We start from the raw sequence: 295 nt of genomic DNA, 5'->3' as shown, positions 1-295 counted from the left end.
ATAAAATAGGGTAGAAGAGGCAGTTATTTATTTTTAGAATTTAGAACTTGGAGTTTTGATGGCTCCCCCTCCCCGACTCAAAAGTGGACCTGTGCAAATTTAAAAGTACAGTCCGTCGCTCTAGCTAATAGAACTAATATAAAACAGGGTAGAAGAGGCAGTTATTTACTTTTAGAATTTAAAACTTGGAGTTTGGAATTTAGAACTTGGAGTTTCGATGGCTCCCCCTCCCCGACTCGAACGGGGGACCTGCGGATTAACAGTCCGTCGCTCTAACCAGCTGAGCTAAGGGGGA

The 295-nt window shown here is 43.1% G+C and carries 1 tRNA gene; it reads right to left on the bottom strand.

Annotation, left to right across the window (positions count from 1 at the left end):
• Nucleotides 1–218 precede the first annotated feature (218 nt).
• Nucleotides 219–295 (bottom strand) — tRNA-Asn (locus Q0940_RS17040).

It is taken from the genome of uncultured Psychrosphaera sp. (genome assembly GCF_947500655.1).
Taxonomy (GTDB): Bacteria; Pseudomonadota; Gammaproteobacteria; order Enterobacterales; family Alteromonadaceae; genus Psychrosphaera.
The sequence above is the reverse complement of the archived record's forward strand: the minus strand, read 5'-3'. Positions and strand labels throughout refer to the sequence as shown.